Raw genomic sequence first — 25135 nt, 5'->3', positions numbered from 1 at the left:
CCATGACCGCCCAGCCCGGCACGAGCGGGTCCACCGGACCCGTGATGCCACCTGCGGCGACGCCTCCGGGGCGGCCTGACGACAGGTCGCCCCGCGGGGCCGACACCGGAGGGTCCCGCAGGTCAGCCGGCTCGTCCGCCCTGCGGGAGGGGCGGGCGGCCTGGATCCTCGCGATCCCCTTCTGCCTGCTCTTCCTCGCCTTCACCGCCTGGCCGGTGATCCAGTCGCTCTTCATGAGCATCACGGACACCAGGTCGCGCGATCTGCGAAAGCCCTTCTCCGTCAACATCATCGGACTCGACAACTTCACGAAGGCGCTGTCGGACCCGACGTTCCGCAAGGCCGCAGCCAACACGGCCTACTTCGTCCTCGTCGGTATGCCGCTGACGCTCGTCGTCGCGCTCGCTGCGGCGGTCGCGCTCGACAAGGGCATCACGCGGTTCCGGGCGGTCTTCCGGCTCGGCTTCTACATGCCGGTCATCACCTCGATCGTCGCGGTCGCGGTCGTGTGGCGCTTCCTGCTGCAGGACCCGGGCGGCCTCATCAACACCGCGCTCGGGTGGTTCGGCATCACCGGCCCCAACTGGCTCGGCGACCCGAAGTGGTCGATGCCCGCGCTCATCCTCATGGCGGCCTGGCGCAACTTCGGCACGGCCATGATCATCTTTCTCGCCGGGCTGCAGGCGGTGCCCGCCGAGCTGCACGAGGCAGCAGCCATCGACGGCGCGAGTGCGTGGCAGCGGTTCCGGCACATCACGCTGCCGCTTCTGCGCCCGACCCTGCTCTTCGTCATGGTCACGACCGCGATCGGCTACCTGCAGTTCTTCGAGGAGCCCTTCGTCATGACCAAGGGCGGCCCCCTCAACAGCACCATCTCGCTGTCCTACTACACGTACCAGCAGTTCGGCTTCGGCAACTACGGCCTGGCCTCGGCGATGAGCTACATCATCTTCGTCGTCATCGCGATCGTCACCGCGATCCAGTTCCGGCTGCTGCGAGAGAGGACGTGACCATGTCCGTCGACACCGCACCACGGCCGTCCGGCTCCGCGCCGGCGGGCACCCGGACGAGGAGGCCGCGCTCCGGCATGGTCGGCTCGAGCCAGGGCAGCCGCTGGTGGCTCTACGTGATCCTGGCCATCGCGCTCGTCGCCGTCATCGCACCGTTCGTCTGGATGGTCCTCGGCAGCTTCAAGAGCGAGGGTGAGCTGCGGCAGGTGCCGCCGACGTGGCTGCCCGAGGACGCCTCGCTGAACAACTACACGCAGCTGTTCGACAAGCTGAGCTTCGGCCAGTTCTTCACCAACTCGATCGTCGTCGCCGTCGTCGTGACGGCCGGCAACCTCATCTTCTGCTCGATGCTCGGGTACGCGTTGGCGATGCTCGACTTCAAGGGCAAGAGGCTCATCTTCGTGGCCGTCATGACGACGCTGATGATCCCCGGCGTCGTGACCTTCGTGCCGCTCTTCGTGCTCGTCGCGAACGCCGGCCTCATCGACACCCTGCCCGGTCTGTTCCTGCCCTACCTCGTCAGCCCGTTCGGCGTCTTCCTCATGCGGCAGTTCATCCTCGGCCTGCCGAAGGACCTGCTCGACGCGGGCCGCGTCGACGGCGCCGGCGAGCTCCGGATCTTCTGGGGGATCATCCTGCCGCTCTGCGGTCCGGCCCTCGCGACCCTCGGCATCCTGACGTTCCTCGGCAGCTGGAACAACTTCCTGTGGCCGCTCGTCGTCGCCCAGTCGGAGTCCAAGTACACCCTCCCGGTGGCCCTCGCCCTCTACTCGACCGGCCAGAACAGCACGAACTACGGGCTGCTCCTCGCCGGCGCCACCGTCGTCATCATCCCGATCCTCGTCGTCTTCCTCGTCTTCCAGAAGCGCTTCATCGAGGGCATCGCGACGACGGGCCTCAAGTAACACGAAACGGAGCACAGCCCATGTCCGACCCGTCCAAGACCCTGTACACCCCGAGCCGCCGCGCGTTGCTCGTCAGCGGTGCGGCATCCGTCGCCGCCTTCGCCCTCGCCCCGTCGGCGTCGGCGACGACGTCGGCCACCATGCGGCAGGCGCCCGCGTTCCTGCGCGAGGCACCTCTTGCCGTCCGCTCCCTCGACAGCGGCATCGTGCGCACATGGGCAGCCGACACGTGGCGCAGCCTCGTCGCGATGACGGACCCGAGCACCGGCCTGCCCGCGGACAACATCCCCGAGTCGCTCGCGGCCGGTGACCGGTCCGGCTACACCTCGCCGACGAACATCGGCGGTTACCTCTGGTCGACCATCGTCGCCCGCGAGCTCGGCCTGATCACCAAGGACGAGGCGACGGCACGCCTGATCCGCACCCTCAAGACGGTCTACCGGATGGGGCACCACGTCCCGAGCGGCCTGTACTACAACTGGTACGACGAGGCGACGGGTGACGTCCTCCACGAGTTCCCCGGCAGTGGCGACCGGATCTACCCGTTCGTCTCCAGCGTCGACAACGGCTGGTTGGGCGCTGCCCTGCTCGTCGTCAAGAACTCCGACCGTGCCGCCGCCGTGTGGGCCACGCGGATCTTCGACCGCATGCGCTGGGACATGTTCTACGACACGAACGTGGGCCTCAAGCCCGGCCTGATCCATGGCGGCTTCTACGACGCCCCACCACCGCCCGGGTTCTCGGGATTCACGGGCAACCACATCGGTATCGGGCCCGACGTCTGGTACACGAACCACCACTACGACACGACGGTCTCCGAGACACGCATCACGAGCTACCTGGGCATCATCACGGGACAGATCCCGCGAGCGCAGTACTACGCGATGTGGCGCACCTTCCCCGCCACGTGCGACTGGAGCTGGCACGAGATGCAGCCCGTGGGGGAGACCCGGACCTACCTCGGTGTCTCGGTGTACGAGGGCGCCTACACGTACCGCGGCATGCACATCGTGCCCGGCTGGGGTGGCTCGATGTTCGAGGAGCTCATGCCCGACGTCTTCGTCGACGAGGCCACGTGGGCGCCGAACTCGTGGGGGCGCAACCATCCCCTGCACGTCCGGGCCCAGCGCGAGCACGGCCTGATCGAGGCAGGCTACGGCTACTGGGGCTTCAGCCCGTCGAGCGACCCCTTCGCGAACTACCGCGAGTACGGCGTCGATGCGCTCGGACTCAACCCCGAGGGCTACTTCTCGGACCAGGAGAAGACGAACTACGACATCGGCTTCGGGGAGTGCCGCGCGGCGACCAATCCCACCCCGGACTTCGGAGACGGCGTGGTCACACCACACGCATCGTTCCTCGCGATGATGCACGAGCCCGGTGAGGCCTTCACCAACCTCGCCAACATCCAGGCCGACTTCGACTCCTACGGTGCCGGCGGCTTCTTCGACGCCATCGCGGTCGGCTCTGGCACGGTCGCGCGACGCTATCTCTCGCTCGACCAGGCGATGGTCATGGGCGCGATCGGCAACGTGCTGGGCAATGACGTCGTCCGTCGAGCGTTCAGCACGCCAGCCGTCGAGGCCGCCCTGCGACCGGTCATCGGCATCGAGGAGTTCGGCGCGAGCCCGGTCGCCTGACCCATGACGCACGCCCTCTCACGAAAGGTGGTTCCCGTGCGCCGCGAGCTGAGCACGAGCGAGGACGGGGTCGCCTACCGCGACCTCAACGGCAACGGCCGGATGGACCCGTACGAGGACCCGCGTCTGCCGGTCGAGGCGCGCGTCGAGGACCTGCTCGGCCGCCTCTCCCTCGAGGAGAAGGTCGGCCTGATGTTCCAGACCGTCATCGAGGCAGGCGCCGACGGCACGGTCCTCGAGCAGCCCGGAAACATCAGCAAGTCCCCGACGCGCACCGTCGTCCTCGACAAGCACCTCAGCCACTTCAACGTCCACGCCCTCGACGACCCGCGCATGGCGGCCCGGTGGAGCAACGCACTGCAGGAGCTCGCCGAGGGCACGCCGCACGGCATACCCGTGACGGTGTCGACCGACCCGCGGCACGCGTTCATCGAGAACGTCGGCGTCTCCTTCTCGGCGGGTGCGTTCTCGCAGTGGCCCGAGCCGCTCGGTCTCGCGGCGCTGCGTGACCCGGAGGCAGTCCGCCGGTTCGCCGACGTCGCCCGCCAGGAGTACGTCGCCGTCGGCATCCGGGCGGCGCTGCACCCGACGCTCGACCTGGCGACCGAGCCGCGGTGGGCCCGCCAGGCGGGCACGTTCGGTCAGGACCCCGACCTCGTGACCGAGCTGGGGGTCGCGTATCTCCAAGGCTTCCAAGGGGACTCGCTCGGCCAGGGGAGCGTCGCCTGTACGAGCAAGCACTTCCCGGGTGGCGGGCCGCAGAAGGACGGCGAGGACGCCCACTTCCCCTACGGGCGGGAGCAGGTGTACCCCGGGGGGCGGTTCGAGGACCACCTCAAGCCGTTCCCCCCGATCATCGAGGCCGGCACCGCCGGCATCATGCCGTACTACGGGATGCCGGTCGACCTCGTCGTCGACGGCGCCCCGATCGAGCCGGTCGGCTTCGGCTACAACAAGCAGGTCGTGACCGGCCTCCTGCGCGAGAAGCTCGGCTACGACGGCGTCGTCGTCACCGACTGGGAGCTCGTCAACGACAACCACGTCGGCGACCAGGTGCTGCCGGCTCGCGCCTGGGGGGTCGAGCACCTCGACCCGCACGGGCGGATGGAGCTCATCCTCGAGGCCGGGGCCGACCAGTTCGGAGGCGAGGAGTGCGTCGAGATCCTGCTCGACCTCGTGACCCGGGGCCGGGTCCCCGAGGCGCGTGTCGACGAGTCGGCACGGCGGATCCTCGCGGTGAAGTTCCGGCTGGGTCTCTTCGACGACCCGTACGTGGACGAGGACGCGGCTGCCGAAACGGTTGGGAGACAGGACTTCCGGGCCGAGGCGTATGCCGCCCAAGCACGGTCGGTGACCATCCTGCACAACGGGGACGGCCGGCTCCCGCTCGAGCAGGGCCTGCGCATCTACGCCGAGCGGGTCTCACCCGAGGTGGTGGCGACGCATGGCACGCTCGTCGAGCGGCCCGAGGACGCGGACGTCGCCATCGTGCGGCTCGCGGCCCCGTACGACCCTCGGTCCGACCTGTTCCTCGAGTCGTGGTTCCACCAGGGATCCCTCGACTTCCCACCGGGACTCGTCGCGCGGCTCCAGCGGGTCGCCGCCGCGTGCCCGCTCGTCGTCGACGTGGTGCTGGACCGGCCGGCCGTGCTGACGCCCCTGCTGCCCTTCGCGTCGGCCGTCGTCGGCAGCTACGGCAGCAGCGACGCCGCACTGCTCGACGCGATCACGGGCACGGTGGCCCCGGTCGGCCGGCTTCCGTTCGACCTGCCGCGGTCGATGGACCAGGTGCGCGCGCACGGCGAGGACGTGCCGGGCTACGACGACCCGCTCTTCCCGTTCGGCCACGGCCTGACCATCTGACCACCGGCCGGTGACCGGTCAGCCGGTGTAGCCCTCGACGGTGCGCTCCGAGCGGACCTCGGCATCGTCGGGGTTCTGCCCGACCTCGCGCCTGGCCCGGCGCTGGCGCAGGAGGTCCCAGCACTGGTCGAGCTCGACCTCGAGGCTCTTGAGCCGGGCGTGCTCCTCGTCGACGGTGATCGACCCGTCCTGCAGGGCCGAGCGCAGCTCGTGCTCCTCGTCGATGAGCGACTTGATGTGGTGCTGGATCGAGACGTCGTCAGCCATGCCGTCACCCTCGCACGCGCCTCTCGCCGCCGTCGAGGCCTAGCCTGTGGACGGTGACCACCTTCGCGCTCCTGCCCGGCGCCGGCGGCGCTGCCTGGTACTGGCACCGCGTCGTGCCGCTGCTCGAGGCGGCCGGCCACGAGGCCGTCGCCGTCGACCTGCCGGCCGACGACCCGGAGGCCGGGCTCCCGGAGTATGCCGCCCTCGTCGAGTCCGCGCTCGACGGGCGTGACGACGTGGTGCTCGTCGCCCAGTCGATGGGCGGGTTCACCGTGCCGATCGTTGCCGCCCGCCGTCCTGTCCGGGCGATCGTGCTGCTCAACGCCATGGTGCCGCTGCCCGGTGAGACGGCCGGGGCCTGGTGGGACGCCGTCGGTCAGGAGGACGCGCGGGTCGAGGCTGCCCGCGCCGGCGGCTACCCCACCGAGCTCGACCTCGACACGTACTTCTTCCACGACGTCGACCCCGCCGTCGCGGCGGGGGGTGCCGAGCACGAACGGGACGAGGTCGACCGGGCGTTCGAGACGCCGTGCGAGTTCTCACAGTGGCCCGACGTCCCCGTGCACGTGGTGGCCGGCGCCGACGACCGCTTCTTCCCGCTCGACCTCCAGCGTCGCGTCGCCCGCGAGCGGCTCGGTCTCGACGTCGACGTCGTGCCCGGCGGACACCTCGCCGCGCTCTCGCACCCGGCCGAGCTGGCGGCATACCTGCTCGGAGTGGACGGCGAGCGCGCGCATACCCTCTAGGGGTATATTGCACACGGTGGCCAAGGCTTCACGGGCCACACCAGCGCCACCGGACCGACCTGAAGGAGCTGACCGATGAGCACTCCCCACCACGAGGAGCAGCACACGTCGATGGGCGCGACGCCCACGAACGGCGCAGAGCTGACACGGCAAGCGGTGTCGGCGACGCTGCACTGCCTGACCGGATGTGCCATCGGTGAGGTGCTCGGCATGGTGCTGGGGACGTGGTGGGGCTGGTCCAACGGCGCCACGATCGTGCTGGCCATCGTGCTGGCGTTCTTCTTCGGCTACTCGCTGACCGTCTGGCCGGTGCGCCGCGCCGGGCTGACGTGGGGACGTGCGATCACCGTGGCCCTGGCGGCCGACACCGTGTCGATCACGGTCATGGAGATCATGGACAACTCGGTGATGCTGCTGGTGCCCGGCGCGATGGAGGCCGGACTCGCCGACGTCTTGTTCTGGGGTGCGCTGGCCGTCTCGTTCGTGGTCGCCTTCGTCGTCACCGTGCCGGTGAACCGGTGGCTCATCGCACGGGGCAAGGGTCACGCGGTGGTCCACGAGCACCACCACCACGCTTCGTGATGCGCCCCCAGCGGCTGCGAGCGGTCGTGGGTCTCATGGGACTCGGGATGCTGATCGCGGCCGTTGTCGCCATGCACTCGATGGGTGCCGGGCACTCACGGGTCGCCGGCGTGCATGGTGTGAGCGCGGCCCATGAGCCCGGTGCAGTCCACACCAGCCCGCTGGCAGATGACGCCAGCGGCCGGTGCGGCGCCTGTCTGTCACAGCTGGTCGCGGCCGCCGACAGCCACGCGATGGCGGCCATGTGCCTGGCCGTGCTCACCGGGCTGGCGCTCCTGCTGCTTGGCCGCCTGCTGCTGCGCGGACGGGAGCGCTCGCCGTTCGCGCACGACCGTCGGCGAGACCTCATTCTGGCCGGGCGGGCCCCGCCCGGCCTGTCGGCTCCCTCCCTGTCACAGCTGGGCGTGCTCCGGGTCTAGGCCGAAACCACCCGTCGACCCGAGGGTCGGCGGTCTTCGGCACACCCCGGCAGCACACCAGACACAGACGATGGAAGGAACCACCCGATGAACCCCACCATGCGCGTCCTCGCGCTGCCCGTGGCCCTGGCCGGCGTGCTCACCGTGAGCGCCTGCGGCGGCACCGACCCCGGCAGCCACGACATGAGCAACCACTCCAGCACCGCGACGGCGGCTGCGACCGGCGGCACCACCGCCTCCGGCACGCCGGCGGCCGGTGCGCACAACGATGCCGATGTCGCCTTCGCGACAGGCATGATCCCGCACCACGGTCAGGCCCTGACCATGGCGGACCTGGCACTGAAGAGCGCCGGCAACGCCCAGGTCAAGGCCCTGGCCGAGCAGGTCAAGGACGCGCAGGATCCCGAGATCCGACAGATGTCCGGATGGCTGCGGGGCTGGGGCGAGCCCGTGCCCGAGGCGCAGGGCATGAACCACGACGCCGGCATGCACGGGGAGGGCATGATGTCCGTCGAGGAGATGGATGCCCTCGGCAAGGCCACGGGTGCCACGTTCGACGGCATGTGGCTCACGATGATGATCCGCCACCACGAGGGCGCGGTCGCGGCCGCTCGGACGGAGCTGGCGGCCGGGTCCAACACCGAGTCGAAGGCCTTGGCACAGGCCATCATCGACGGGCAGACCAAGGAGATCGCCACGATGAAGGGGCTGCAGGCCCAGCTCTCGGGCTGACCCGTCCCGGCGCGCCGGGGACTGGGCACGCCGGTCCCCGGCGCGCGGCAGTCTCGCTGGCGTGAGGGTGGGTTTGCATCGATGATGAGCGCATGGGTGACCCACCGTCCACCCGCCTCACGATGCTCTTCACCGACATCGAGGGGTCCACGCGGCTGCTCAACCAGCTGGGGTCCGCCTACCCGGACGTCCTCGCCACCCACCGCCGGATCCTGCGCCGGGCCTTCGAGCAGGCGCAGGGCCGGGAGGTGGGGACGGAGGGCGACAGCTTCTTCGTCGTGTTCGGATCCGCAGCGGACGCGGTCACCGCCGCGGCGCACGGCCAGCGCGCCCTCGAGGCCCACCACTGGGCCGACGGCGTGGCGGTGCGCGTGCGGATGGGGCTGCACACCGGCCACCCGGAACCCTTCGAGGACAACCTGGTCGGGCTCGACGTCCACGTGGCGGCACGCGTGTCCGCTGCGGTGCACGGCGGGCAGGTGGTGCTGAGCGAGGCGACGGCGCAGGACGTCGCGGACCGGCTGCCGCCCGGCACGTCCCTGCTGGACCTCGGGGTGCACCGCCTCAAGGACATCGTCGACCCGCAGCACCTCTGCCAGCTCGTCGTCCCCGGGCTGCGCGCGACCTTTCCGCCGTTGCGCAGTCTGGGGGCACCGGGCAACCTCCCGACGCCACCGGCCCCGCTCGTCGGGCGCGATGCGGACCTGGCGGCCGTCGGAGCCCTGCTGACGACGCACGACCATCGGCTGGTCACGCTGACCGGACCCGGTGGCGCCGGCAAGACACGACTGTCGATCTCGGTGGCGGAGAAGCTCGCTCCGTCCCACTTCGAGGGTGTCCACTTCGTCGACCTGTCCGCCGCGACCGACGACGCCGTCGCGTGGAGGACGCTCGCTGAGACGCTCGGTCGCTCCAGCGACACCGAGGTCGAGCTGATGGAGCACCTCCGCGACCGGAAGGTGCTGCTGGTCCTCGACAACCTCGAGCAGCTGCCCCGCTCCGGGGCGAATGTCGTCACCAGGCTGCTGAGTGCGACGGCGTGCCTGTGCCTGCTGGCAACCAGCCGGGGTCCTCTTCGCGTCGTCGGGGAGCAGGAGTACCCCGTGCCGCCGCTGGGCCTGCCCGCAGCGCAACGCAGCACACCGACCGTCGAGGTGGCCGGCCGAGCTGAGTCGGTGCAGCTGTTCGTGCAGCAGGCACGGCTGGCGGACCCGGGCTTCGTGCTGTCGGACGACAACGTCGCCGACGTCGTCGCCGTGTGCCGCCGCCTCGACGGGCTGCCGCTGGCCGTCGAGCTCGCCGCCGCCCGCGTTCGGCTGCTGTCCCCCAGAGCGCTCCTCGACCACCTCGACGAGGCGCTGGGACTGCCGCTGCCCGGCCATCCGGAGCGGCAGCAGACCCTGCCGGCGACCGTCAGCTGGAGCTACCGGATGGTGGGGGTGGACGAGCAGCGGGCCTTCCGCGCGCTCGCCGCGTTCGGCAGCACCGGCGGGACGTTCGAGGCGGTCGCCGCAGTCCTCGACGTCCCGTCGTCGCTCTCCGCGGTGTCCGGTCTGCTCGACGCCGCCCTCGTGCGTGTGGACGACGACCCGGCCGGGCCGCGCGTCCGGCTGCTGCAGACCGTCCGCTCCGTCGCCCGGGAGCTCGCCACGAACGACGGTGAGCTCGAGGACCGCCAGCGAAGGCACGCGGACTACTACGTGGCCCTGGCAGAACGCGCCGCGGAGCGGATGAAGGGGCCTGACGCCATCGCGGGGCGCGGGTCGATCGAGCTGGAGATGGACAACCTCCGAGCCGCGCTCGACTGGTCCCTCGGAGATGCACCCGGCAACGACATGCCCGACGAGGGGCGCATCGCCACCGGGATCCGGCTCTGCACGGCGCTCGGCTGGTACTGGTACGTCACGGGGTACGACGCCGAGAGCCGCCGTTGGCTGGAGCGCGCCAGCCGGGCCGCGGCCGGGCACCAGGGTCCTCAGCTGGCCGAGCTGCTCTACTCGTTCGGCCTGCTGCTCCTGCAACAGGGAGACGACGGCCGCGCCAGGGACGTGCTGGCCAAGTCGCTGGTGCTGTGGCGTCGCGCCGGCGACCGCACCGGGGAGGCGAAGGCCCTCAACAGCCTGGGCGTCGCCTACCGCAGCCTCGGCGACACCGACCGCGCTAGAGCCCTGCTCAAGCAGAGCGTGGAGGTCGCGCGGTCCCTGCACAACCTGCAGCGCCAGGCGACAGCCCTGACGAACCTCGCGCTGCTCGAGATCGACGCGGGCCGCCCCGAGGCCGCCCTGCCGATGCTCGCCGAGGCCGAGCGCCTCGACCTCGAGCTCGGGAACGCCTGGGGGGTCGCGGCCGACCGCGTCAACCTGGCGGGCGCACTGCTCGCCTCCGGTCGCCCCGCAGAGGCGATGGAGCTGCTGCGCGTCCTGGCTGCCTCCGTCACCGAGCACGGCGATCCCGACCTCACGCTCGGCGTCATCGAGCTGCTGGCGTATGCCGCATCGACGGTCGGCGACCACGTGCGGGCCCTTCGGCTGGCCGCCTGCGCAGACGAACAGCGCACGGTAGGAGACATGCCACTGACCGACCTCGACCGGGCCTTCCTCGAACGACAGCTCACCGTGTCGCGTCAGGCACTGGGCGACGCCGCGGCTGACGCCGACCGCGAGGGCAGGGCGCTCACCGTGCCGTGTGCCCTCGGTGAAGCAGCCGAGATCTCCGGCACCTAGCCGTTCGCTCGAACGCCCGGACGGGGTGGGACGCCGAGGGTCGTCTCGCGGGCCTCGAGGGTCCAGCCGACCTCGACCTCCTCCGCGTCGCCGCGGTCGCCGTCGATGCGGCGGGACAGCAGCGCGAGGGCTGCCCGAGCCAGTCCGGTCAGGTCGGGCGAGATCGTCGTGACCGTCGGGTTGGAGTAGCGCGTCTCGGCGATGTCGTCGAAACCGACGATGGCGACCTCCTCGGGCACCGTGACCCCGGCCTCGACGCAGGCGCGCAGCGCCCCGATGGCCATGAGGTCGTTGAAGCAGAACACCGCGTCCGGCCGCTCGGGCAGGTCGAGCAGCTGCTGCATCGCGGCGTGGCCGTCGGCTCGCTCGAAGTGCGGCACGCTGATCACGAGGTCGGTGTCGTAGGGGAGGCCGGTCGCCTTCAGGGCCTGGCGGTAGCCGCGAAGTCGCTCGGACGCGGTGCCCTTCGTGGACTCGCGACCGACGGCTGCGATCCGCTGCCGGCCTTGTGCGACAAGGTGTTCCGTCGCGGCGCGCGCCGCGGCCACGGAGTTCACGGCGATGTGGTCGAAGCCCCTGGGGACGGGGCGCTCACCCAGCAGGACCATCGGCAGGTCGTCGGCGCGGCGGCTGATCTCGTCGGCGGACAGTGCGAGCGGCGAGAAGATGACGCCGTCGATGACGTGCGAACGCATGCCCTCCAGGACGACTCGCTCGGCGTCGGCGTCGCCGCCGGTCACGTCGAGCAGGACGATGAAGCCGAGGGCGGCCGCCTCCTCCGTGATGCGTGCTGCCAGCTCGGCGAAGTACGGCGAGTCCATCGCCGGCACGGCGAGGGCGAGGAAGCCGGCCCGGCCGTGCTTGAGGCTGCGCGCCGAGAGGTTGGGCCGGTAGTGCAGCTCGGCCATCGCAGCCTCGACACGTGCACGGGTGCTCGCCTTGACGTGGGGGTGCTTGTTGAGGACGTTCGAGGCGGTCTTCACCGAGACGCCCGCACGTTCCGCGACATCCCTGAGCCGTGCAGCCACCCGTGACCTCCGTCCGTGCGAGCCCCCGGGCCGATCCCGTCGTGGAACAGGCTAGCGCCAGCAGCCCGCCGTCGTGAGCGCCTCGAGCACCTCTGGACAGGTTTCGGTAACCGTTGTAATTTTCGCTCGAGCGCAATTGGGTAACCGTTGTAAGCCAGGCCCATGCCGAACGGTCAAGGAGGACCGGATGGGAAGAGCGACAGTACGGCTGGACCCCGCCTTCACGGTGGGGCCGGTGCGGCCACGGATCTTCGGCTCCTTCGTCGAGCACATGGGCCGGTGCGTCTACACCGGGATCTACGAGCCCGACCATCCCGAGTCGGACGAGCGCGGCTTCCGCACCGACGTCGCGCAGCTCGTCCGAGAGCTCGGCGTGACCACCGTCCGCTATCCGGGCGGCAACTTCGTCTCCAACTACCGGTGGGAGGACGGCGTCGGGCCCAGGGCCGACCGCCCCACCCAGCTCGACCTCGCGTGGCGCTCCGTCGAGACCAACCAGGTCGGGACCGACGACTTCGTCGACTGGGCCCGCGATGTCGGGGTCGAGCCCATGATGGCGGTCAACCTCGGCACCCGCGGGGTGCAGGAGGCGATCGAGCTGCTCCTCTACTGCAACGGGGCGACCGGCACCTCGCTGCCCGACCGGCGCGCCAAGAACGGCCACGTCGAGCCGCACGACATCCGGGTCTGGTGCCTGGGCAACGAGATGGACGGTCCGTGGCAGATGGGGCACAAGACCGCCGAGGAGTATGCACGCATCGCCGAGGAGACCGCGCGAGCGATGCGCCGGGTCGACGACACCCTCGAGCTCGTCGCCTGCGGCTCCTCGAACCGAGGCATGCCGACCTTCGGCACGTGGGAACGTGTCGTGCTCGAGCGGTGCTTCGACCTCGTCGACCACATCTCGGCCCATGCGTACTACGAGCCGATCGGCGGCGACGTCGACTCCTTCCTCGCGAGCGGCGAGGACATGCACCGCTTCATCGAGTCGGTCGTCGCCACGGCTGACCACGTCGCCGCGGTCAAGGGCTCCGACAAGCGCATCATGGTCTCCTTCGACGAGTGGAACGTGTGGTTCCAGGAGCGTTTCCACGGCGAGAGCTCGCTCGAGATCCGGGAGGCCCCCGAGCTCATCGAGGACGTCTACGACGTCACTGACGCCGTGGTCGTCGGCAGCCTGCTGATCACCCTGCTCCAGCACACCGACCGCGTCGCCATGGCCTGTCAGGCCCAGCTCGTCAACGTCATCGCCCCCATCGTCACCCGTCCCGGCGGAGCCGCCTGGCGGCAGACGATCTTCCATCCCTTCGCACTCATGGCGAAGCACGCCCGGGGCACCGTGCTCCGTCCCGCCGTCCGGTGCGACACGGTCGAGACCAAGGCCTTCGGGCCCGTCGACCAGCTCGTCGTCACCGCGACGCACGACCCCGAGTCCGGTGACCTCGCCGTGTTCGTGGTCAACCGCAGCCGCACCGAGCCGTGCGAGCTCGCGCTCGACGTCGCGGCAGCCGTCGGGGCCGACCCGACGGCATACACGGTCGTCGAGCACCTCGTGGTGCACGACGACGACCCCTCGGCCACCAACACCGAGGACGACCCCGACCGGGTCACCCCGCGCGCCGGGGACGCGCGGGTCGACCGCACCACCCTCACGGCAACCCTGCCACCCACCTCCTGGCACTGCATCCGTCTCATCGAAGGGACCGTCCAATGACCAACCACACCACCACCCCATCCCCGCTTCCTGGCGGCCCGCTCGCACGGCGGACGATCCTCTCCGGCGCCCTCGGACTCGCCGGTGCGGCCGGCCTCGCCGCGTGCGGCTCCGGATCGAGCGGGGTTCCCGGCCAGGCCCCGCAGACACCCGGTGGCGCCGGTGGCGCCACGGGCTACAGCGGGCCCAAGGTGTCGCTGCAGTTCTGGAACGGCTTCACGGGCGGTGACGGGCCGTTCATGAAGAAGCTCGTCGACCAGTTCAACACGGAGCACCCCAACATCGCGGTCAGCATGAACACGATGCAGTGGGCCGACTACTACACCAAGCTGCCCGCCGCCGTGACGTCCGGCAAGGGCCCGGAGATCGGCATCATGCACGTCGACTCGGTCGCCACGAACGCCGCCCGCAAGGTCATCCAGCCGCTCGACGACGTCGCGAGCGCCCTCAAGCTGAGTGAGACCGACTTCGCGCCCGTGCCGTGGAAGGCCGGCCTCTACAACGGCCAGCGCTACTCGATCCCGCTCGACGTGCACCCACTCGGCTTCTTCTACAACAAGAGCGTCATGGAGAAGGCGGGCCTCGACCCCGAGAAGCCGCCGACGAACGCCGACGAGTACGGCGCCGCGCTGGACGCCATGAAGTCCAAGGGCCTGCAGGGGCACTGGGCGAGTCCCTTCCCGTTCACCGGTGGGCTCACCGTCCAGTCGCTCATCTACCAGTTCGGCGGGGCGCTCTTCTCCGACGACGCGAGCGAGGTCCTGTGGGCCGACGAGCCCGGCGTCAAGGCGATGACGTGGTTCCAGGACCTCGTCAAGAACGGTCACTCCGCGCCCAAGATCGCCCAGGACGCCGACCTCGTCGCGCTGGAGAACGGCAAGACCGCCTTCAACTGGAACGGGATCTGGACGATCAACACGCTCGGCGCCAAGTCCGGCCTGCAGTGGGGGGTCGCCCCGCTGCCGAACATCGGTGGCACCAAGGCGGCCTGGGCCGGGTCCCACCAGTTCGTGCTGCCGACCCTGCGCACCCCGGACGAGAACAAGTCGACCGCGGCCCGCGTCTTCCTCAACTGGATCAGCACGAAGAGCATCGAGTGGGCCAAGGGCGGCCAGGTGCCGGCTCGAAACAGCGTCCGGGAGTCTGCGGAGTTCAAGGCCCTCAAGGACCAGTCGACGCTCGCGACGCAGATCGACGACCTGCACTTCCTTCCCGCCGTGGCAGGCATCGGCGATGCCATGCCGGAGTTCGACAAGGCCCTCAACCTGGCGATCAACGGCGGCCAGGACCCGGCGAAGGTCCTCGGCGACGCAGCCGGGCGGGCCACGAAGATCCTCGAGGCGAACAAGAAGAAGTACGGCGGCTGAGACCGTGAGCACCACGTCAGGCCAGCCCGCCCCCGTCGTGGGGCGGGCGGCCGCGGCCGCGGAGGGTGCCGTCGAGATGGTCGACGAGTCGGGCGGGCAGCCCCGGCGCACCTCGGGCATCCACGGCTCGCGGCTCACGCCCTACCTCTTCCTCGCGCCCTTCCTCACCCTCTTCACGGTGTTCGTCCTGGTGCCCGGCCTGCTCGGGATCTGGATCTCCTTGCACAACTGGGACTTCCTCCTGCCGAACAAGCCCTTCGTCGGCGCCCAGAACTACCTCGACCTCTTCGACAGCTCGTCGGTGCAGTTCGAGGCGTTCTGGAAATCGATGCGGGCGACCGGCTTCTTCGTCCTCATCAGCGTCCCGTTCCTCGTGGTGCTGCCCCTCTTGCTCGCCATGCTCCTGCACCGCCACTTCCCGGGGCGCACCTTCTTCCGCGCGATCTTCTTCGCTCCCTTCGTGCTCGGCGTCGCGGTCATCGGCCTGATGTGGAGCTACCTGCTCGACCCGTCGTTCGGCCTCGTCAACGGCCTGCTCGGGGCGGTCGGGCTGCCCGACGACACGGCCTGGACGACGTCGCAGCCGTACGCGTGGATCTCGCTCGCGGCGGTCACGATCTGGTGGACGATGGGCTTCAACGCCGTGATCTACCTCGCCGGGCTCGGCGACATCCCGGCCGACCACTACGAGGCAGCCGAGCTCGACGGCGCCTCGTCGTGGCAGCAGCTGCGCTACATCACGATCCCGGGCCTGCGTCCCGTCCTCGTCTTCATCATCATCACGACGGTCCTGGCCAGCGCCAACATGTTCGGCCAGAGCTACCTGATCACCCAGGGCGGACCGGGCGAGACGACGCGCACGGCGATCATGGTCATCACCGACCTCGGCCTGACGCAGTACCGGATGGGCGAGGCGTCCGCGATGAGCTACGTGCTCGCGGTCTTCCTGTCCCTCATCGCGCTGGTCAACTTCTGGGCCCTGCGGGAGAAGACATGAGACGCAAGAACGGCCCGCTCTTCTGGGTCACCCTGGGCATCCTCACGGTCATCTTCGTCGGACCGCTGCTGCTCATCCTGCTGACCTCCTTCAAGTCACAGAGCGAGTCACGGACGGTCCCGCCGACCTACTTCCCTGCCGAGCCGACGCTGCGGGCCTACGACGTCCTCTTCTTCCAGGACGCCGCGAGCCCCGTCCTGCTGTGGTTCGCCAACTCGCTGGGCGCCGCGTCGATGCACGCCCTGCTCGTCGTCACGGTGTGCTCGCTGGCGGGTTACGCGTTGGCGCGCATGGAGTTCCGCTTCAAGAGGGCGATCTTCACGGGGATCATCCTCACCCTCTTCGTGCCCTCCTTCATCTTCCTCATGCCCAACTTCCTCATCCTCGACAAGATCGGCTGGCTCGACACGATCTGGGCGCTCGTGGTGCCCGGCGCCGCCGGGGCCTTCGGCGTGTTCTTCATGCGACAGTTCTTCCTCGGCCTGCCGAAGGAGCTCGAGGAGAGCGCCCGGCTCGACGGTGCCAGCCCGCTCCGCACCTGGTGGTCGATCGTGCTGCCCAACGCGCGACCGGCGCTCGTCACGCTCGCGGTGCTCAGCTTCCTGGCCAACTGGAACGACTTCATCTGGCCGATCTACGTCCTCTTCTCCCCGGAGCGGCTGACCCTGCCGGCCGGCCTGAGCCGCCTCCAGGGCGCCTACACGATCGACTACCCCGTCGTCATGGCCGGCGCGATGCTGGCCGCCATCCCCGTCCTCGCGCTCTACGTCTTCGTGCAGCGCTACGTCATCGAAGGCGTCGCGAGCAGCGGCGTCAAGGGCTGAGGAGTCCCGTATGCGTTCCCTGATCCCACGCGCCCAGAGGCGCGGAACCGCTTGCGTGGCAGCCGTCGTCGCGGCCCTCGGGCTCGTTGCAGCCCCCTCTGCGTCCGGAGCCCGGAGTCCGTCCGCCGTGGTGCCGCCGTCCGTCGCGGCGAGCGCGGACGCCCTCGCGAGCACCTTCGACAACGCGGTGTCGGACAGCTTCTCCGACACCTTCGCCGACCCGTCGGTCATCCGCGGGCGCGACGGCTGGTGGTACGCGTACGCCACCTCGGACCCCCTCAAGTCCGGTGATCCTCCCGGTGCCATGCACATGGCCAGGACGAAGGACTGGTCCGGCTGGGAGTACCTCGGCACGGTCTTCACCGAGGCGAACCGGCCCTCATGGGCGACAGCGGACGCGGGCCTGTGGGCACCCGACATCCGTTACGTCGCAGGGCGGTACGTCCTCTACTTCACGGTCACCGACACGACGCTCAACCCCGGTGGCGACTCGGCGATCGGTGTCGCGACCGCGCCCGCGCCGTCCGGGCCGTGGACGGCGACCGACGCCCCGGCGGTGGCGCCCCGTCCGGCGCCCGGTGGCGGCTTCCTCTGGACCTTCGACCCCGCGGGCTCCACCGACGCCCAGGGCCAGCGCTTCCTCTACTTCGGCAGCTACTTCGGTGGGCTCTGGGCCACGCGGATGTCGGCCGACGGGCTCACCCCGGTGGGCACGGCGACGCAGGTCGCGATCGACAACCGCTACGAGGGCTCGTTCGTCGTGCGGCACGGTGACTGGTACTACCTCATGGGCTCGTCGGCGAACTGCTGCGCCGGGCCGACGACGGGTTACTCCGTCTTCGCCGGGCGGTCACGCTCACCGCTCGGGCCGTTCGTCGACGCCGAGGGCACGTCGCTGCTGACCTCGCGCGTCGGTGGCACGATCGTGCTGACGCAGAACGGCAACCGCTTCGTCGGGGCCGGCCACCACACCGCCTTCACCGACGCGGAGGGCCGCGACTTCATCGCGTACCACGCCCTCGACCGCAACAACCCGTGGCTGACCGAGCCCTTCGGGATCAACCGGCGGCCCATGCTGCTCGACCGGCTCGACTGGGTCGACGGCTGGCCGCGGACACGGGCGGGCTTCGGGCCGTCCGACACGCCGCAGCCCGGTCCGACCCTGGCATCCGGTCTGGGCATCAGGCCGACCGACCCGGCCGCGAGCGGGTTCCGTGGCCTGTCCGAGGGGCCCGGCGACCTGGTCTCCGGTGACACGGCGCTCGTGCAGGGCACGGCCTCGACGACGGCCTCGGCACCGGCCGGCCCCCTCCATGTGCGCCTGGACCTGCGGGGCGACAAGCCGCTGCGTCTCTACGTCGGGCGCGACCCCGTGATCACGGTGACGGTCGACCCCCGCGGTGGCCGCCTCACCGCACAGGTCGACGAAGGGGGAGACGTACGGTCGTCGACGGCCGGCCTGCTCGCCCTGCCCGCCGGTGCGTGGCGCACCCTGACCGTCGAGGCCACCGCGCAGGGCCTCACCGCCGAGGTCACCGAGAGCGACCTCGCCGACGTCCTGGCCCGCGCCACCCTCGACGGTCCGGTGCTGCCGAGGTCCGCCCCGGTGAGACTCAGCAGCGGCGAAGCCGTCGTCGACAACGTCGTGGTCAACCCGCCGGCGACCGACGCGAAGACGCTCGCGCCGGTGCCCGTGGCGGGTGCCCTGCTCGAGGCCGAGGAGTTCGACTCGGGGAGTCTGGACGGCTTCACCTGGGTGCGGCCGAACTCGGCCGTGACCGTCTCCGGCGGGAGCCTGCGCTGGCCCGTCGAGGGTACCGACCTCGTCGGTGGCGGCAACGACGCGAGCGTCCTGCTCCACGACGACCCCCCCGGTGACGGCGACTGGATCGCGGAGGCGAAGACGCACCTCGCCCTCGGCACCGACTCGGTGCGCAACTACCAGCAGGTCGGCCTCATCGCGTACGAGAACGACGACGACTTCGCGCGCCTGTCCAACGTCGCGATCTGGAACACCCGCCAGACCGAGTTCGGCCGCGAGACGGCCGCTGCGCCCGACGGGCGCACGAGCTTCGGCGGGGCGATCATCGGCACGTCGGCGGAGACGCTGTGGCTGCGGCTCGCCCACCACCGCAACGAGCAGGGCGAGCACCTCTACCGGGCCGGCACCAGCCGTGACGGCACCACCTGGACGTGGGGCGCGACGTGGACCTTCCGCGCCGACACCCACCCGCGCATCGGACTCGTCGCGCACGGCGGCGCGTCGCCCGCCGTGACCGCCGAGATCGACCACCTCCGGTTCTACGCGTCGTCGTGGCCGGAGGACCCGGCAGCGGGATGACCCGGCGCAGAGCCGTCCTCGCCCTGGCCGTGTCTGCCCTGCTCGCCACGGCCTGTCAGGCGAGCCCCACCGACCCTTCCACCGGAGGCATCGTGACCACGACGGAGACCGCGACCAACCCCGTGTGGCCGAGCAACTTCCCCGACCCACAGATCCTGCCCGACGGCGACGGATGGGTCGCGATCGCCACGAACGGCAACGGCATGAACGTCCAGACGCTCCGGAGCGACGACCTCCGGACCTGGACCCAGGGCAGCGACGCGATGCCCGAGCTCGCGACGTGGACGACGAAGGGCAAGGTCTGGGCACCGGAGGCGCGCCGGTTCGGGGACCGCTGGGTCATGTACTACACGACGATCGCGCCCAAACCCGCCATCCAGTGCGTCGGTGTCGCCGTCGCCGACGACCCCAAGGGGCCCTACCGCGACACGAGCAGCAAGCCCTTCGTGTGCGAGCAGGACCAGGGCGGCACGATCGACGCGTCACCGTTCGTGGCTGCCGACGGCACGGCATACCTCTACTGGAAGAACGACGGCAACGCGGTCGGCCTCGACGCGTGGATCTCCGTCCAGCGCCTCTCGACCGACGGGCTGCGCCTGGAGGGCAAGCCCAAACGCCTCTTCCGGCAGGACCTCCCGTGGGAGGGGCAGCTCGTCGAGGGCCCGTTCGTCTGGGAGCGGGACGGCGTGTTCCACATGTTCTACTCCGCCAACGACTACGGCAGCGCGAACTACGCGGTCGGTCACGCCACCTCGTCGTCGCCGACGGGACCCTTCCGGAAGGACCCCGAGCCGGTCCTCACGACGAGTGACGTGGCTGCCGGGCCCGGACACTGCGCCCTCTTCGAGAAGGACGGACGGGTGCTCATGGTCTACCACGCGTGGGCGCCGGACTCGATCGGCGCCGAGGTGCCGGGTCGCACGATGTGGCTGAGCGAGGTCACCTTCGACGGGCAGTCGGTGTCGGTCACGCCGCCGCGGACCGTGCTCCCGGACTGGCTCTGAAGGATCCGTTCTGCCGCGTCGGTGTATCAGCGACCCGGCGCACGGCTCTATCTGGGCAGGGAACGGTGCGGGGAAGGGGGCTTCCCCGCACCGACCCGAAACGCTTGGGCGGCTGGCCCGTTGAGGTACGTTAACCGCCATCAGGGCCCGGAATCGCAGACCTGCGCAGTCGCGAACCGGGCCCTCTGGCGCGCCTCAGGTGTGCGCCGAGGCGAGCACCCGGCCGGTGCCGGTGCGGACCTCCAGTGACCGGATCTCGTTGGTGCGCAGGGCAGTTGCGCCCGTCACGCGGGAGTAGCCGGAGGGCGTCGCGCGCCACGAGGCCGCGGTCGACTCCTTGCCGTCACGGCCGATCACCCACAGGAGCACCTCGCCGTCGGTCGGCATGTCCTCGCAGTCGATGTCCAGCTGCGTGCCCCAGCCGCGGGTCACGAGCGCGACGTCGATCTTGACGGTGCTGCCTGGCGCGGCCGCGGCCACGACGTGCGTGGTCGGGGGAGTGGGCGGGTCGGTCGAGAAGAGCGAAGGTCCGAGCCAGGCGCCGCCGGCGAAGACGCCCACGGCAGCGGCCGCGCCGATCCCCGAGAGCCACGAGCGGCGCCGGCGCCGGCGCCGGGACACCTCCGTGAGCAGGGTCGCCAGGCGGTGGTCGTCGGGCTCGGTCACGAGCGGCGGCGGTGCGCCGCCGGGGGCTGGCGTCGTGGAGAGGTGCGGGCCACCCTCCGGGCCGGCGAGGTCGAGCAGGCGAGGCAGCCCGGACACCTGGCCCAGCTCGGACTGGCACTGCCTGCACGTGCGCAGGTGCTCGCTGAAGGCGCGGTGGTCCTCGTCGGACAGGCCACCGAGCACGTACGCGCCGAGCAGCATGTGTCGGTCGTCCGATCCGGTGGTCATCTCGTCACTCCCATCTCGTCGAGGATGACGCGCAGGTTGCGCACGGCGTAGTAGGCGCGGGACTTCACGGTTCCCTCGGGCACCCCCAGACGGTCGGAGGCCTCGGCCACCGTCAGGCGCTCGAAGTAGAGGCAGCGCAGGATGTCGCGGTGGTTCGTCTGCAGCCGGCCCAGGGCCTCCTCGACGAGCACCTGGTCGAGCGCCCGGTCCAGGGCCGAGTCCGCCTCGGCGACGTCGACCAACCGGGCCTCCTGCGGCCGGCGTCCGGCGGCGCGGTGCTGGTCGACGATGAGGTGGCGTGCCGTCGTGATGAGGTACGCGCGCAGGTTCTCCGCCTCGGGCGCCTGCTTCCAGACCCGCAGGATGACCTCCTGGACGATGTCCTCGACCCGGTTGGCGTCGCTCGTCGCGCGCCACACGACCCGACGCAGCATCGGTCCGTGCTCGCGGTAGATCTCCGCGACCGCGTCCTCGTCGAGCGGCATGCGGCAGCCTCCTCCTCTTCACAGGTGCTCCCCGCTGCGAAGACGCTTCCGCGCTCCGCCGGGTTCAGCAGTGCCCTTCCGTGAACCGTCTCATGCCGGGGGCCCGTTGGGTCCTAGCGTGGGGTCATGTGCCCCGTCGCCATGCCGAACCCGGCCCAGCACCCGGTGACGGGTGGGCTCTTCGTGTCGCCCGTGCCGCCGGGGTCGGGCTGGCCCGGTGACCCGGCCGACTCCTCGACGCCCGTGGCCGGCACCCCGGCAGCGGTCCGTCGGCTCGCGAAGGGAGCGGACGGCATACGGGAGCTTGATGCCCGCGTCAGCGTCTGCCGAGCGTGCCCCCGACTCGTCCAGTGGCGTGAAACCGTTGCGACGCAAGGACGCCGGGCCGCCTTTGCCGACCAGCCGTACTGGGGACGGCCCGGCCCCTCGTTCGGCGACCCGGACGCCGAGGTGCTCGTCGTGGGGCTCGCCCCGGCGGCCAACGGCACCAACCGCACCGGGCGGATGTTCACCGGCGACCGCTCGGGTGACTGGCTGTATGCCGCCCTCCACCGAGGCGGGTACGCCAGCCAGCCGACGTCGGTGGCGTCGGGCGACGGGCTCGAGCTGACCGGCCTGCGGATCGTCGCCACGGTGCGGTGCGCGCCGCCCGCGAACACGCCGACGACCGAGGAGAAGGCGACGTGCGCGCCCTGGCTCGACCGCGACCTCGAGCTGTCCGAGCCGCGCCTGAGGTCGATGCTCGCCCTGGGGTCGATCGCGTGGGACGCGGCGATCGGGGCGGCGCGCCGGCGCGGGTGGAGGGTGCCGGCGCCCAAACCGCGGTTCGGCCACGGCGCCGAAGCGGTGCTCGTGACGACCGGCGGTCGCGAGGTGCGCCTCGTCGGCAGCTACCACGTGAGCCAGCAGAACACCTTCACCGGCAAGCTCACCGAGGCGATGCTCGACGAGGTCATCGCCCGCCTCTGACGTCAGGCGACGCAGAACTCGTTGCCCTCCGGGTCGAGCATGACGACGTGCCCGATGACGTCGTCGTGGTACTCCTCGCGCACGACCGTCGCCCCCAGCGACTCGAGCTCGGGCACCTTGGCGCGGATGAGGCGCTCGCGCTCGGCCAGGTCCCACGGGCCCTCACCCGCGACCCGGATGTCGATGTGCAGCCGGTTCTTGGCGGTCTTCCCCTCGGGCACGCGCAGCCAGCCGATCGCGGGGGCCTTCCCATCGGGGTCGACGATGGACGCGCCGTCCGGGTCGTCGTAGCCGGCCTCCGGGACGTAGCCGAGCGCCGCGGCCCAGAAGGCCGCGACGCGGTGCGGGTCGTTGGCGTCGCAGCCGAGCGTCCAGTGGGTGGCCATGCTCGCGAGCGTCGTTGGGTAGTCGTGCGGTTGCCGGTCTCGCGGGACCGGCGAAGGGTGGAGGGCATGACCTCGCGCTCCGTCCGTCCGTATGCCGTGACGTTGGGACTGCTGTGGGTGCTCCCGGCGCTGCTCGTGGCGGTCCTGCACGTCACGTTGCCCGACTACAACGCGTCGGGGCAGTGCTCGGGCCTCGGCTTCGGCTGCACGCTGACTCCTGCCGACCTCGTCCTGTTCCTCGGGTACTTCGCGGCGCCGATCCTCTTCGTGCTCGGTCTCGTCGTGTGCGTCCTCATCGCCTTCGTCCAGTCGCGTCGCCAACGCAGAGGACCTTTCGAGCCGCCACGAGGGGGTCCGAATGAATGACGATGCCGGGATGGCGACCACACCGTTTCCCGAACCGGCTGCTACCGCGGACCTGCGAGGACTGCTCCTGACCTACCTCGACTTCTACCGAGACGCGGTCATCGACAAGCTCGACGGCCTCGACGCCGCCACCGTGCAGGTGAGTGTGGTCCCGTCCGGGTGGACGGCGGCGGGACTCGTCAACCACCTCGCCAACGTCGAGCGCCGATGGATGCGATGGGGATTCGTCGCCGAGGACATCTCTGACCCCTGGCGCGACCACGACGGGGACGACGGATGGGTGTCTCCTCGGGTGGATGTCACGGAGCTGGCGAGCCGCCTGCGCCGCGCCGGGGGCAACACCCGCCGGATCGCTGAGGCGCACGCGTTGACCGACCGGGCGGCCGTCGGGGGCCGGTTCACCGACGAGGCCGCGGCCCCGCAGCTGCAGTGGATCCTGCTGCACCTCATCCAGGAGTACGCGCGGCACGCCGGCCACCTCGACATCTGGCGCGAGCTCCACGACGGCGAGGTCGGCGAGTCCCGGTAAGAGGGGCGCTCAGCCGTGGGTGACGACGGTGACCGGGTTGATGCCGAGCGCGAGCAGGAGTGCGCAGGTGGCGACCGCCCCCGCGACCATCGCGACGAGCGCCCCTGCGAGGGCCGGAGGCCACCCCGCAGCCGACGTGCGCAGCGCGAGCCGGGACAGCACGAGCGTGCCGACGAGGTTGACGGCCACAGCGATGGCGAAGGCTGCGCCATACAGGTCAGTGAACGGCGGATCCACGGTGGCGGCGAACACCTGGCTGACGCCGTAGGTGAGCGCGTCGAGGACCAGGAGCACCCAGGCAATCACAGCAAGCCCGGCCGTCGTGACGAACGCGCACGCGAGGGCCCACCACGCCAGCGAGAGGCTGGGACGACGGTTTCCGGAGCGCAGCCCGGTTGGCACGCGCACCGGGCCGTGTGGAGCTGCACTGCTCATGGACCGAGGATCCGCGCGCTCGGACCGCGCGCGCGTGGGTACCGGTACTCGACTCGTGGTGGCAGGGATCCGCTCGGCGTGGCTGAGCGTCAGCGGCGGAGTGGTGTGGCGCGGGGTGGGGTGAAGTCGACGAGCCGCAGGTGCAGGGGTGCGCCGGTGGGGGCGGGGTAGTGGCGGCCCAGGCGGGGTCGCGGGCGTCGCTGAGCGCGTTGCCGGTGGCCCGGACCGAGCGAAACGGGTCCAGGGGCAGGTCCGGTATCGGGCGTCGCGGTGGCGGGTGCGTGTTCGGCGGGTCGGCGCTGGGGCTGGCCGGCGGATCGTCGGAGTGGCGGTGGTTGGGGTGGGCCGATGAGCAGGCCGTGTCGGGTGTGGAAGCGCAGCCCGTCGGGGCGGGTGGGGTCGCCGGTGATGGTGAAGTCGCCGCGGTGGTGGCCGTCGTGGTGGAAGGGGCACAGGCCGAGCAGGTTGGTCAGGTCGGTGGGTCCGCCGTCGCGCCAGTGGGTCAGGTGGTGGATCTCGAGGTGGGCTCTGGGGCCGGTGCGGCAGGCGGGGTAGCGGCAGCCGCGGTCGCGGTCCAGCACGAGGATGCGGGTGCGGTGTGGGACGACGCGGTGGGTGCGTCCGACGTTGACGGGGTGTCCGTCGGTCTCCCAGACGGGGGTGAGCTGGCCGTCGCAGGTGAGGCCGTCGACGATGTGCTGGGGTAGGCGGGGTCGGCCGGTGAGCCAGCCGCCGTCGGTGTCGAGGTGGACCTGGACCCGGTAGCGGGACCGGCGGGCGGGGGTGTCGGTGGCGGCGGTGTCGAGGGATCGGGTTGCGAGCAGGGTGAGGGCGTCGGCCCAGGTGATCCGGGGTGGGCCGCCGTCGGTGACGCAGCGTCGCGGGTCGAGCACGTCACCGTCGAGCGCG

The 25135-nt window shown here is 70.9% G+C and carries 25 protein-coding genes; 18 read left to right on the top strand and 7 right to left on the bottom strand.

Features of this window, described 5'->3' with window-relative positions:
• The first annotated feature begins 2 nt into the window (after positions 1-2).
• Genes ACFQU3_RS11025 through ACFQU3_RS11010 form a run of 4 tightly spaced genes read left to right on the top strand, consistent with a single transcriptional unit; the run spans position 3 to position 5418 of the window.
• Positions 3-1010: a carbohydrate ABC transporter permease gene (locus ACFQU3_RS11025; protein ID WP_385909654.1), complete on the top strand. Its 1008-nt coding sequence runs from the start codon at positions 3-5 to the stop codon at positions 1008-1010.
• A gap of 2 nt (positions 1011-1012) precedes the next feature.
• A complete protein-coding gene (locus tag ACFQU3_RS11020) occupies positions 1013-1915 on the top strand; it encodes a carbohydrate ABC transporter permease (protein WP_385909652.1) in 903 nt (300 codons plus the stop codon).
• Between the two features lie 20 nt (positions 1916-1935).
• On the top strand, positions 1936-3555 hold the full coding sequence (locus tag ACFQU3_RS11015) for a glucoamylase family protein (RefSeq protein ID WP_385909650.1): 1620 nt from the start codon (positions 1936-1938) through the stop codon (positions 3553-3555).
• Between the two features lie 3 nt (positions 3556-3558).
• Entirely contained in the window at positions 3559-5418 is a 1860-nt protein-coding gene (locus ACFQU3_RS11010; RefSeq protein ID WP_385909648.1) for a glycoside hydrolase family 3 protein, read from the top strand.
• Positions 5419-5436: 18 nt separating this feature from the next.
• Here the strand turns inward: ACFQU3_RS11010 and ACFQU3_RS11005 are convergent, their stop codons facing one another.
• Positions 5437-5685, bottom strand: coding sequence for a DUF2630 family protein (locus tag ACFQU3_RS11005; protein ID WP_385909646.1), 249 nt, complete (start codon positions 5683-5685; stop codon positions 5437-5439).
• Positions 5686-5738: 53 nt separating this feature from the next.
• Here ACFQU3_RS11005 and ACFQU3_RS11000 point away from each other — a divergent pair, with 53 nt between their 5' ends.
• From ACFQU3_RS11000 to ACFQU3_RS10980, 5 genes are all read left to right on the top strand, one after another.
• Positions 5739-6431, top strand: a complete 693-nt coding sequence (locus ACFQU3_RS11000) for an alpha/beta fold hydrolase (protein WP_385909644.1) — start codon at positions 5739-5741, stop codon at positions 6429-6431.
• A gap of 75 nt (positions 6432-6506) precedes the next feature.
• Entirely contained in the window at positions 6507-7013 is a 507-nt protein-coding gene (locus ACFQU3_RS10995; RefSeq protein ID WP_385909642.1) for a DUF4396 domain-containing protein, read from the top strand.
• Positions 7013-7432, top strand: a complete 420-nt coding sequence (locus ACFQU3_RS10990; RefSeq protein ID WP_385909640.1) for a DUF6153 family protein — start codon at positions 7013-7015, stop codon at positions 7430-7432. Before ACFQU3_RS10995 ends, ACFQU3_RS10990 begins: the two co-directional genes overlap by 1 nt.
• An 87-nt stretch (positions 7433-7519) precedes the next feature.
• Positions 7520-8164 carry a DUF305 domain-containing protein gene (locus tag ACFQU3_RS10985; RefSeq protein ID WP_385909638.1) on the top strand — a complete coding sequence of 215 codons (645 nt, stop codon included), beginning with the start codon at positions 7520-7522 and terminating at the stop codon, positions 8162-8164.
• Positions 8165-8256: 92 nt separating this feature from the next.
• Positions 8257-10887 (top strand): tetratricopeptide repeat protein, encoded by a 2631-nt coding sequence (locus ACFQU3_RS10980; protein ID WP_385909636.1) that lies wholly within the window; start codon positions 8257-8259, stop codon positions 10885-10887.
• On the opposite strand, the gene ACFQU3_RS10975 is transcribed toward ACFQU3_RS10980, so the two are convergent.
• Positions 10884-11915, bottom strand: a complete 1032-nt coding sequence (locus ACFQU3_RS10975) for a LacI family DNA-binding transcriptional regulator (protein ID WP_385909634.1) — start codon at positions 11913-11915, stop codon at positions 10884-10886. The genes ACFQU3_RS10980 and ACFQU3_RS10975 overlap by 4 nt on opposite strands.
• Before the next feature lie 187 nt (positions 11916-12102).
• Here ACFQU3_RS10975 and ACFQU3_RS10970 point away from each other — a divergent pair, with 187 nt between their 5' ends.
• The 6 genes from ACFQU3_RS10970 to ACFQU3_RS10945 are packed head-to-tail and all read left to right on the top strand — an operon-like array spanning position 12103 to position 20162.
• On the top strand, positions 12103-13629 hold the full coding sequence (locus ACFQU3_RS10970) for an alpha-N-arabinofuranosidase (protein WP_385909632.1): 1527 nt from the start codon (positions 12103-12105) through the stop codon (positions 13627-13629).
• Positions 13626-14996, top strand: coding sequence for an ABC transporter substrate-binding protein (locus ACFQU3_RS10965; protein WP_385909631.1), 1371 nt, complete (start codon positions 13626-13628; stop codon positions 14994-14996). Before ACFQU3_RS10970 ends, ACFQU3_RS10965 begins: the two co-directional genes overlap by 4 nt.
• 4 nt (positions 14997-15000) lie before the next feature.
• The gene (locus tag ACFQU3_RS10960) at positions 15001-15993 is read left to right on the top strand and encodes a carbohydrate ABC transporter permease (protein WP_385909629.1); all 993 of its coding nucleotides are present in this window, start codon (positions 15001-15003) and stop codon (positions 15991-15993) included.
• A complete protein-coding gene (locus ACFQU3_RS10955) occupies positions 15990-16817 on the top strand; it encodes a carbohydrate ABC transporter permease (protein WP_385909627.1) in 828 nt (275 codons plus the stop codon). The genes ACFQU3_RS10960 and ACFQU3_RS10955 overlap by 4 nt, the downstream gene beginning before the upstream one ends.
• 10 nt (positions 16818-16827) lie before the next feature.
• Positions 16828-19158: a family 43 glycosylhydrolase gene (locus tag ACFQU3_RS10950; protein ID WP_385909625.1), complete on the top strand. Its 2331-nt coding sequence runs from the start codon at positions 16828-16830 to the stop codon at positions 19156-19158.
• The gene (locus ACFQU3_RS10945; RefSeq protein WP_385909623.1) at positions 19155-20162 is read left to right on the top strand and encodes a glycoside hydrolase family 43 protein; all 1008 of its coding nucleotides are present in this window, start codon (positions 19155-19157) and stop codon (positions 20160-20162) included. Before ACFQU3_RS10950 ends, ACFQU3_RS10945 begins: the two co-directional genes overlap by 4 nt.
• Before the next feature lie 195 nt (positions 20163-20357).
• Here ACFQU3_RS10945 and ACFQU3_RS10940 read toward each other — a convergent pair whose 3' ends face one another.
• Both ACFQU3_RS10940 and ACFQU3_RS10935 read right to left on the bottom strand, forming a co-directional pair.
• Entirely contained in the window at positions 20358-21056 is a 699-nt protein-coding gene (locus tag ACFQU3_RS10940; protein ID WP_385909621.1) for a zf-HC2 domain-containing protein, read from the bottom strand.
• Positions 21053-21541, bottom strand: a complete 489-nt coding sequence (locus tag ACFQU3_RS10935; protein ID WP_385909619.1) for a sigma-70 family RNA polymerase sigma factor — start codon at positions 21539-21541, stop codon at positions 21053-21055. The genes ACFQU3_RS10940 and ACFQU3_RS10935 overlap by 4 nt, the downstream gene beginning before the upstream one ends.
• 126 nt (positions 21542-21667) lie before the next feature.
• Here ACFQU3_RS10935 and ACFQU3_RS10930 point away from each other — a divergent pair, with 126 nt between their 5' ends.
• Complete coding sequence (locus ACFQU3_RS10930) at positions 21668-22510, top strand: uracil-DNA glycosylase (RefSeq protein WP_385909617.1); 843 nt, start codon at positions 21668-21670, stop codon at positions 22508-22510.
• A 2-nt stretch (positions 22511-22512) separates the two neighbouring features.
• Here ACFQU3_RS10930 and ACFQU3_RS10925 read toward each other — a convergent pair whose 3' ends face one another.
• Complete coding sequence (locus ACFQU3_RS10925; RefSeq protein ID WP_385909615.1) at positions 22513-22896, bottom strand: VOC family protein; 384 nt, start codon at positions 22894-22896, stop codon at positions 22513-22515.
• A 66-nt stretch (positions 22897-22962) separates the two neighbouring features.
• Here ACFQU3_RS10925 and ACFQU3_RS10920 point away from each other — a divergent pair, with 66 nt between their 5' ends.
• Together ACFQU3_RS10920 and ACFQU3_RS10915 are read left to right on the top strand one after the other, a co-directional pair.
• Positions 22963-23262: a hypothetical protein gene (locus ACFQU3_RS10920; RefSeq protein WP_385909613.1), complete on the top strand. Its 300-nt coding sequence runs from the start codon at positions 22963-22965 to the stop codon at positions 23260-23262.
• Positions 23263-23272: 10 nt separating this feature from the next.
• Complete coding sequence (locus ACFQU3_RS10915; protein ID WP_385909611.1) at positions 23273-23791, top strand: DinB family protein; 519 nt, start codon at positions 23273-23275, stop codon at positions 23789-23791.
• 9 nt (positions 23792-23800) lie between these two features.
• On the opposite strand, the gene ACFQU3_RS10910 is transcribed toward ACFQU3_RS10915, so the two are convergent.
• Complete coding sequence (locus ACFQU3_RS10910) at positions 23801-24226, bottom strand: hypothetical protein (RefSeq protein WP_385909609.1); 426 nt, start codon at positions 24224-24226, stop codon at positions 23801-23803.
• An 89-nt stretch (positions 24227-24315) separates the two neighbouring features.
• The coding region (locus ACFQU3_RS10905; protein WP_385909607.1) for an HNH endonuclease at positions 24316-25135 on the bottom strand (820 nt) is incomplete at its 5' end.

The sequence above is a fragment of the Terrabacter sp. GCM10028922 genome, assembly GCF_042666095.1.
Taxonomy (GTDB): Bacteria; Actinomycetota; Actinomycetes; order Actinomycetales; family Dermatophilaceae; genus Terrabacter.
Note: the sequence above shows the minus strand (reverse complement) of the source record. Positions and strands in the feature narration are given on the sequence as shown.

Coding starts and splice junctions, on each gene's coding strand:
- ACFQU3_RS11025 (WP_385909654.1), top strand. CDS start 3: ATGACCGCCCAGCCCGGCACGAGCGGGTCCACCGGACCCGTGATGCCA.
- ACFQU3_RS11020 (WP_385909652.1), top strand. CDS start 1,013: ATGTCCGTCGACACCGCACCACGGCCGTCCGGCTCCGCGCCGGCGGGC.
- ACFQU3_RS11015 (WP_385909650.1), top strand. CDS start 1,936: ATGTCCGACCCGTCCAAGACCCTGTACACCCCGAGCCGCCGCGCGTTG.
- ACFQU3_RS11010 (WP_385909648.1), top strand. CDS start 3,559: ATGACGCACGCCCTCTCACGAAAGGTGGTTCCCGTGCGCCGCGAGCTG.
- ACFQU3_RS11005 (WP_385909646.1), bottom strand. CDS start 5,685: ATGGCTGACGACGTCTCGATCCAGCACCACATCAAGTCGCTCATCGAC.
- ACFQU3_RS10995 (WP_385909642.1), top strand. CDS start 6,507: ATGAGCACTCCCCACCACGAGGAGCAGCACACGTCGATGGGCGCGACG.
- ACFQU3_RS10990 (WP_385909640.1), top strand. CDS start 7,013: ATGCGCCCCCAGCGGCTGCGAGCGGTCGTGGGTCTCATGGGACTCGGG.
- ACFQU3_RS10985 (WP_385909638.1), top strand. CDS start 7,520: ATGAACCCCACCATGCGCGTCCTCGCGCTGCCCGTGGCCCTGGCCGGC.
- ACFQU3_RS10980 (WP_385909636.1), top strand. CDS start 8,257: ATGGGTGACCCACCGTCCACCCGCCTCACGATGCTCTTCACCGACATC.
- ACFQU3_RS10970 (WP_385909632.1), top strand. CDS start 12,103: ATGGGAAGAGCGACAGTACGGCTGGACCCCGCCTTCACGGTGGGGCCG.
- ACFQU3_RS10965 (WP_385909631.1), top strand. CDS start 13,626: ATGACCAACCACACCACCACCCCATCCCCGCTTCCTGGCGGCCCGCTC.
- ACFQU3_RS10955 (WP_385909627.1), top strand. CDS start 15,990: ATGAGACGCAAGAACGGCCCGCTCTTCTGGGTCACCCTGGGCATCCTC.
- ACFQU3_RS10950 (WP_385909625.1), top strand. CDS start 16,828: ATGCGTTCCCTGATCCCACGCGCCCAGAGGCGCGGAACCGCTTGCGTG.
- ACFQU3_RS10945 (WP_385909623.1), top strand. CDS start 19,155: ATGACCCGGCGCAGAGCCGTCCTCGCCCTGGCCGTGTCTGCCCTGCTC.
- ACFQU3_RS10940 (WP_385909621.1), bottom strand. CDS start 21,056: ATGACCACCGGATCGGACGACCGACACATGCTGCTCGGCGCGTACGTG.
- ACFQU3_RS10935 (WP_385909619.1), bottom strand. CDS start 21,541: ATGCCGCTCGACGAGGACGCGGTCGCGGAGATCTACCGCGAGCACGGA.
- ACFQU3_RS10930 (WP_385909617.1), top strand. CDS start 21,668: ATGTGCCCCGTCGCCATGCCGAACCCGGCCCAGCACCCGGTGACGGGT.
- ACFQU3_RS10925 (WP_385909615.1), bottom strand. CDS start 22,896: ATGGCCACCCACTGGACGCTCGGCTGCGACGCCAACGACCCGCACCGC.
- ACFQU3_RS10920 (WP_385909613.1), top strand. CDS start 22,963: ATGACCTCGCGCTCCGTCCGTCCGTATGCCGTGACGTTGGGACTGCTG.
- ACFQU3_RS10915 (WP_385909611.1), top strand. CDS start 23,273: ATGGCGACCACACCGTTTCCCGAACCGGCTGCTACCGCGGACCTGCGA.
- ACFQU3_RS10910 (WP_385909609.1), bottom strand. CDS start 24,226: ATGAGCAGTGCAGCTCCACACGGCCCGGTGCGCGTGCCAACCGGGCTG.